The organism is Streptomyces sp. BE20 (assembly GCF_036322525.1).
In the GTDB taxonomy this organism is placed as follows: Bacteria; Actinomycetota; Actinomycetes; order Streptomycetales; family Streptomycetaceae; genus Kitasatospora.
The window spans coordinates 1-7,115 of record NZ_JAQYWW010000420.1 but is presented as its reverse complement, the minus strand read 5'-3'; the positions used below and the strand labels follow the sequence as shown (position 1 = coordinate 7,115).

Here is a 7,115-nt window from a genome sequence, read left to right as displayed (position 1 = left end):
CGAATCTCGGCCCAGTCCTCCACACGGATCACCCTCTCTTCCTCCTGACCTCCAAGCATTGAAGCCAGGATGATCAAGAGATCGCAGAGCGGCCCGCTTTTGATCCGCCGTTCGTGGTCCTCGTTTCACCCGTTGCCGACATGTCGGCCTTTGGAGGGGGCGGGCTACTGACTTCGGCTCGTCAGGTTGAATCTTCGCGAAGTTCCTGATGGGCCTGGTGCGTGGCTGTATCCGTGGTGTGTGAGTTTGCGGATGGGGGGCGGGCTGACCGCCGCAGGGCGTGAGCGCCGCCGGGAGGCGGTTCGGATGCAGGCGGCCGAGCTGTTCGAGCAGGAGGTCCAGCCTCCGGAGGTCGCGCGACGGCTGCGGGTGAGTCAGAAGTCGGCCTACCAATGGCACCAGTTGTGGCGAGACGGCGGGGTTGAGGAGCTGGCCTCCCGTGGCCTGAGCGGATCTCGGTGCCGTCCGTCACCGTGGTGTCTGGAAAACTGGTTGTGTACCTGGAGCAGGGTCCGGCCGCGCACGGCTGGGTGGAGGACCAGGTGTGGACCGCGGCGCGGGTGGCTACGCTGATCGGCAGGAAGTTCCACGTCTCCTACAGCGTCTCCGGGACGACGAGGCTGATGCACCGGCTCGGTTTCAGCCCGCAGGTCCCCGCGCGGCGGGTCGCCGAGCGCGAAGATCAGGTCGTGACCGCATGGAGGGAGGCGACCTGGGCGGGGGTAAAAGTGCGCGGGCGGCCTGCGGGGGCGACATCTGCTTCGAGGACGAGGCAGGCTTGACCTGCCGTCCGCCCAGAGGACGCACCTGGGGTCGGCGAGGCCGTACTCCGGTCGTGGCGGTCAGCGGCCGCCGATCGGGACGCCTGTCCGTAGCCGGGTTGATCGCCATGCGGCCCGGTCCCCGCACCCGGCTGTGCCACCGCCTGCGCACGCACCCCGCGGGCAGGGGCGAGCGCCGCAGCATGGGGGGCGTGACTTCATCGCACTGATCGACGGCGTCCACCAGCTTGTCACGGCACCGATCGTGCTGGTCTGGGACCGCCTGAACACCCACGTCTCCCACGCCATGAGCGCCTTGATCGCCGAGCGCGCCTGGCTGACGGTGTTCCTCCTGCCCGCATCACCCGACCTCAACCCCGTGGAGTGGGTCTGGACACACGTGAAACACAGCCTGGCCAAGCTCGCATGGTCCTCGACCGTCTCGAAGCCCTCGTGTGTAACCGGCTCAAACGCCTCCAGGACCGACCCGACACCCTCGACGGCTTCATAGCCGGCACCGGCCTGACCCTCGACGCCCCACGTCACCCTGACAAGCCGAAGTCAGTATCGGGAGACGCCCACGACGCGTCGGAGCTATGGACACTGATTGCCCGCGGGGTCGCGAGCCGCCAGTCCGGCAAGCAGACAGGCCCGTTTCGGCGCACGTCAGGTGGCCGCGTCATGACGAGTGGTCCCTGTCGGCAACGGCGGAAATCGGGTTCTGGATCACTTTCCGGAAAGTGATCCAGAACCTCGTTTCACTCGTTACCGACAGTCCAGGACGGAGAGGCGTCATCCAGCGGACTGGCCCTACTGTCGATGCTGCTGACCATCGTCCCCCAGTCGGAGTCAGACCCTCTCATTCTCGCGGTCCGCCTTCGGGTATGGCGGATCGGCGACAGGACCACGTGAGTGCCAGAACGACCGGAGGCCCCGATCGGGGCCTCCGGTGCCCCGCTTCGGCGTGTCCACACCGATTTGTCGGGGATCCTGGCTCGGTTCACCGGCAACGCCGGGCGACGGAGCTGTGATCGTCAGCTGCGTACCATTTGCCGCTGGCGGGCGCACTGTCGGTGCCGGGGTCAACCGCGGGCGCCGGTGTATCCGGTGCAGCGTCGCCGGCCCGCACCGGTGTGCCTTGGCGAAGGTCCGGCGGGAGCGTCGAGCCCGGTCAGTACCAATGATGTGGCGGGCTCAGAATCGCGCGGTCCAGTAGGGGTCGAGCTTCAGGGCGTTGTTCCCGGGGGCGGAGGACGTGCCGGACCAGGAGCGGATCAACAGCTGATCGCCGTTCGGCCGGCTGCTCGGGGACAGCCGGGCGTGCACGCGGTACCGGTCTCCTCTGTATACGGACTGGGTGTACTCGACCGTCCCACCGTCGGCATCACTGGTGGTCCGCTCGACGAGAAGTGCCGGCGCATGCAGGGGGATCGTCAGCAGTTGGGCCTCGTCCTCGTCGACCACCGTGGGTCGGATGGTCTGAACGGCGGTGGTCGGCGTGGTCAGGTGCAGGAGCTCGAGGAACGATCCGGCTTCGAGGTCGTCCGCGCTGAGCTGCGGGACCAGGGCGTGTGGAAGATGGAGGCGTTCCACGCAGATCGGGGTGCCGTCGAGCATGCGGAGCCGGACGATTCTCAGGACCTCCGCAGCGGGCGACAACCGGAGGCGTTCGCCGATCTTCGCCCCGGCCGCGATCGTGCGGAAGCTGACCGTCAGGCTGGTCCAGGCGCAGTCCACACCGCCCGTCCCGGGGTCCGCACCGTCACCGTTCGGGGTCCGGGGTTGAACATTCCTGGGCCGGGCCGCGAAGACGCCGCGCCCGCTCTCGCGGACCAGGATCCCGTCACGGACCAGCTCGTCCACCACCGAGCGCAGTGTGTTGCGGGCCACCTGAAGATCCGCACACAGCTGGCGCTCGACGGGAAGAGGCTCGCCCATGCGCAGGTCCTGGCCAAGCCCGAGAAGGTACGACCGGATACGTTCCCGCTTCTGCCAACGACTTTCGACGACCACGCCCTTACCGACATCCTTCACTGATCGATCCGATCCAGCGCCCCCGCCGGTGCTCGGCCGCCGACGAAAGGTTCACCGTTGTCCTGACCGGCCCGTCCGTACATAGGCATCACGTCAGCGAGCTCGAGGAGCACATCCGCGCGCGTGTACGGGCGGGCCGCGCTGAACCGGGGCGGGCTCGATCCGGCCCTGGCCGTGGCACTGGCGGCCGGCGGGGGCGTGCGGGAGGGCGTGACCATAGACATTCCGTTCCTTGGGGATAGGGGTCCGTCGGCGCTGACCGGTCGGACAAGTGAGGCGCAAGCTTGGTCCTATGCCGACACGCCTCTTACGACGGATAGGACTACTGCTGCCACTCACCCGAAGTCGGTGGACCATCTGCAAAGAGTGGGAACCGGCAGTTTCGTCCCGCCTTGTGATTCGACTGTTACGCCGCTCAGTGGCGAATGGTGGGACTGTGCCCCACAGCTGTTGCCTCAGCCAGGGTCGGCAACAGCGACAACAGGGCCTCCCTGGTGCCTCTCCGGCTTCAACGTCCAGAAGCTGCACCCGATGGCCCTGTTCATGTGCGCCGATCACCCCGCGATCACCCGTCATGATCGGTGCGGCAACGGTTTTTTACTTACCTCGGGCCCACGGTCACGGGGCGAGGTGTAGACCGAGACCTTCGCCAGTGACAGGTAGTCGGCGCCCGGGAGGCACAGGGCAGCATGATCCGCCGCTACATCATCCGGCGGAACAGAAACGCCGCTGACAAGCGCCTCAAAGCCCTCGTGAGCAGGGCGAGCGCCGCCTGCCCCCACGACAGGTGCGTCCTTGGGGCGGACGGCGGGTGAAGCCTGCCTAGTCCTCGAAGCAGTTGCAGCCCCCGCAGGCCGCCCGCGCTCGTCTACCTCCGCCCAAGTCGCCTCCCTCCACACGGTGACAGCCTGCTCGTCCCGCTCGGCGACCCGACGCGCGGGGACTTGCGGGCTGAAACTGAGCCTGTGCATCAGCCTCGTCGCCCCGGACACGCTGTAGGAGACGTGGAACTTCCTGCCGATCACCACGGCTGCCGGGGACGGGCAGGCCGAAGGTGCCGGGGGCGGGCGGGCGGCGTCGCCCGCTGTTCGAACGCGACGGGGCCAGGCATCCGGATCCCTTGGCCGCGCAACGGCGCGATGCCCCGCGACACACCGCGGACTCTCCGGAAATCCGCGAGTCCCCGAGAACCGCTGGTGCGGCCGCGGGCCATGCTGGGGCCGGCAGCCCGACGACCGGCCGCCTGGCCGTTCGTCGGGCTGCCGATCCCATTGGATCCGATACGGGTGATGCCGTACCCGACGGCTTCATGGCCGGCACCGGCCTGACCCTCGACACGCCACCGTCACCCTGACGCGCCGAAGTCAGCGACAGGCGGCCCGTCCTGAGAGGCGCACGGTACTTGATCATTTCACCTCGATGCTGGTGAATGGCGGAGGACGGTTGATCCGGGTAGGGAGCCGAGACGCAATCGGCGGGCCCCGTACGCGGTCCCCGTGGTGGGCGTATCCGAGTCTTGGCCCCGCCGGGAGCTCGGGGTAGCGTCGAACTACCTGCCCGGATACCTGTCCCGATCCGTCCGGGGGAGTTCCCCGTGGGTGGTGGCGCACCACGGGACCCGAGTCCCCGTCCTCCTCCCAGCCCTCGAACTGCACCCGGGCCAGCGTCCACCGCTCATCCGCGGAACCATGCGTGGTCGGCCCCTTGCCGAGTTCCTCCTCAAGCACGGCGAACTGGGCGGCGGTGACGGTCGGGGAGTTGGCCGGCCCTGCTGAGCGCAGTGCCTCCATCCCGCCCTCGCGCCAGCCAGGGCGCCAGCGTTCCACCGACCGCACGCTCACCCGCAGATCCTTTGTGGTCACCGTGGTCTTCCCACCCACCGCGAACCGCATCCCGGTCTGGAACCGGATCGCCCCACGAAGCGCCCGACGCGCAGCGGTCAGGCCCCCACCCGCCGGATACCTCACACAACGGCGTACCGCAGGGATCATGAACCGTCACTACCCGACGACAACCCGAAATCCTCAGTAATGGCGCGGAGGATCTGGCGAGCGAGGCCTTCGCCCGGACCCTGGCGGCGGTGCGGACGGGGCGGGGCCCACCGAGAACTGGCGGCCGTACCTGCTGGCGGTGGTCCGCAACACGGTGATGGCCTGGTCGGCTGCCTCGCGGCGCACCCTGCTCACCTCCGACTTCGGCGACCGGGTCGACCGGCAGGAGCGGGTGCTCTCGCCGGACGAACTCTTCGCTGCCGCGGCCGAACGGCATCTGGTGGCGGAGGCATATCAGTCGCCGCCGGAGCGCTGGCGCACGGTGCTTTGGCACTGCGTCATCGAGCAGCACTCGCCCGGGGAGGTCGCGTCGCTGCTGGGCGGGAGGCGTCCGGGGGGCGATGGCGTTCGAATTGTTCGCGAGTTTCGGCAGCACCGGATGCGGCGGAGTGCCTCGGGCACCTTGGTACCGCAGCACGGTGGTGGAGCATTTCTCGGATTTCACCCGGCGTCCCCTGAGTCGATGTGGGCGAGCACCGTGGCGGCACCGTCCTCCGTGGCGATGCGTTGGGCGAGTTCGGCCGCGCGGCGGCGGTAGGTGGGATCGGATGAGCAGGCTGTGATCGCGTCGCCGAGGGCTTCGGCAGTGAGCTTCTGGAACGGCAGAGGCCGGGGGGCGACCCCCAGGCTGTGCAGTCGAGACGCCCAGAACGGCTGGTCGGCCATGACGGGTACTGGTACGGCGGGTACTCCGGCCCGCAGCCCGGCTGCGGTGGTACCGGCCCCGGCGTGGTGGACGACGGCGGCGCTGCGAGGGAACAGCCAGTCGTGCGGCACGTCGCCGATGGCCAGGACGTCGTCGCCGCAGCCATTCAGATCGGCCCACCCCGCCTGCACCACCGCGCGCACGCCTGCCCGTTCCACCGCCGTGGTCACCAGCTCACTGAGCCGTTCCCCCTGCCCTACCGCCATACTGCCGAACCCGATGAACACCGGGGACGGACCCGAGCGGAGGAAGTCCACCAGTTCGGCCGGGGGTTGCCAGCCGTCCGGCCGTGCGGGCCACCAGTAGCCCGCCACTTCGACCCGCGGGGGCCAGTCCTCGGGGCGCGGCACCACCAGCGGGCTGAAGCCGTGGAAGACCGGCCGGATGTCCATCGGTGCCGAGGACGCGTCGGCCGGTAGCCCGAGGCGGGTGCGCAGCCGGGTCACGGAGCCGGCGAGGACGCCGTCCGCGTGCCTTAGCACTTCCCGGCCCGCGGCGAGGTTGCCTTCCGGTCCCAGGCCGTCGGTGTCCCGTGCGTTGGGCAGCGGGAACTGTCCGGTGGCGAACGATGGTGCGAGGTAGGTGCCGATGACGGGGATGTTGAGCGCTTCGCCGGCGGTCAGGCTGAGCGGTGACGGGCCGAAGGCGGTGAGCAGTAGGTCGGCACCGCCCGCAGCGGCCTCCGCCACGCCATCGGCGAGCCCGTCCGTGTACGCCCTTGTTCTTGCCTGGGCCTCCTCCCGTGACGCCGCCCGGGACAGGTCCCGGATCAGTCCCTGGGGGTCGCCCGGCACCGGACGGTAGTCCAGACCACACCCCGCGACGAGTGCGGCGAAGGATGGGTGAGCGGCCACGGCGACCTGGTGGCCGACGTCCAGCAGGCGCCGACCCAGGCCCGTGAAGGGCGCGACATCTCCACGTGAACCGGCAGTGATGATCAGAATCCGCATGCGGCGATTCTCCTGCGCCGATGCCGCCCGGTCACCGTCGCCGGGCCAAGGGGACGCCTCAGCGCGCCTTCGGCCGTATCTGACGAGGTCCGACAGCTGACCAGGCACGACTCCACTTTCGGGAAGCGATCGGCGGCGACTCGGGAAGGGGTCTTCGGGACGTGCTTCGCGATCCTGGTCAGCCGCACCCGTCAACACCTCAGTGCTAGTGCCGCTTGTCGGAGCCGTTCGGCTGATCCCGCAATGCTGTCAGATCAGCGAGGCGTTCCGGGTGACCTCCCGGGCGTGGCGCGGGACCGCCAGGCGTCGCTGGGCCTGGCGGTCCTGCGGCTGGCCGAGCAGAGGTCGTAGCTCCAGTCGACGGTGGCGCGTAGCGAGTGGTGGCGGGCGGTGGTGTGGTGTTGGCGGCGGGTGAGGAGTTGGTGGTGCTCGTTCTGGCGTTGGAGGAGTTCTTCGACGGACAGGGCGCGGGCGCGGACGGCGGCGAGTTCGATGGCCAGGGGCAGGCCGTCGAGGTGGCGGCACAGGTCGGCCACGGCCTGTGCGTTGTGGGGTGTGAGGGTGAAGCCTGGGGCGGCGGCGGCCGCGCGGTCGGCGAACAGGACGACGGAGT

Annotated in this window: 2 protein-coding genes and 4 pseudogenes; 1 reads left to right on the top strand and 5 read right to left on the bottom strand. The window is 69.3% G+C overall.

Annotated features, from left to right (window positions below):
* Positions 1–252: 252 nt before the first annotated feature.
* Positions 253–1,310 (top strand): annotated as a pseudogene (locus PUR61_RS45145) (IS630 family transposase); the annotation flags it as partial.
* Between the two features lie 645 nt (positions 1,311–1,955).
* On the opposite strand, the gene PUR61_RS03365 reads toward PUR61_RS45145, so the two are convergent.
* The 5 genes and pseudogenes from PUR61_RS03365 to PUR61_RS03350 all read right to left on the bottom strand — a co-directional run.
* Positions 1,956–2,699, bottom strand: a complete 744-nt coding sequence (locus PUR61_RS03365) for a GntR family transcriptional regulator (RefSeq protein WP_329875429.1) — start codon at positions 2,697–2,699, stop codon at positions 1,956–1,958.
* An 866-nt stretch (positions 2,700–3,565) separates the two neighbouring features.
* Positions 3,566–3,835: pseudogene (locus PUR61_RS45140) on the bottom strand (helix-turn-helix domain-containing protein); the annotation flags it as partial.
* Positions 3,836–4,444: 609 nt separating this feature from the next.
* A pseudogene (locus PUR61_RS45135) lies at positions 4,445–4,762 on the bottom strand (IS630 family transposase); the annotation flags it as partial.
* Positions 4,763–5,287: 525 nt separating this feature from the next.
* Positions 5,288–6,502 carry a glycosyltransferase gene (locus PUR61_RS03355; protein ID WP_329875427.1) on the bottom strand — a complete coding sequence of 405 codons (1,215 nt, stop codon included), beginning with the start codon at positions 6,500–6,502 and terminating at the stop codon, positions 5,288–5,290.
* 254 nt (positions 6,503–6,756) lie between these two features.
* Positions 6,757–7,115, bottom strand: a pseudogene (locus PUR61_RS03350) (hypothetical protein); the annotation flags it as partial.

What these genes read in the sequence shown, in the direction of transcription:
- PUR61_RS03355 (WP_329875427.1), bottom strand. Translation starts at nt 6,502, where the DNA reads ATGCGGATTCTGATCATCACTGCCGGTTCACGTGGAGATGTCGCGCCC.
- PUR61_RS03365 (WP_329875429.1), bottom strand. Translation starts at nt 2,699, where the DNA reads ATGGGCGAGCCTCTTCCCGTCGAGCGCCAGCTGTGTGCGGATCTTCAG.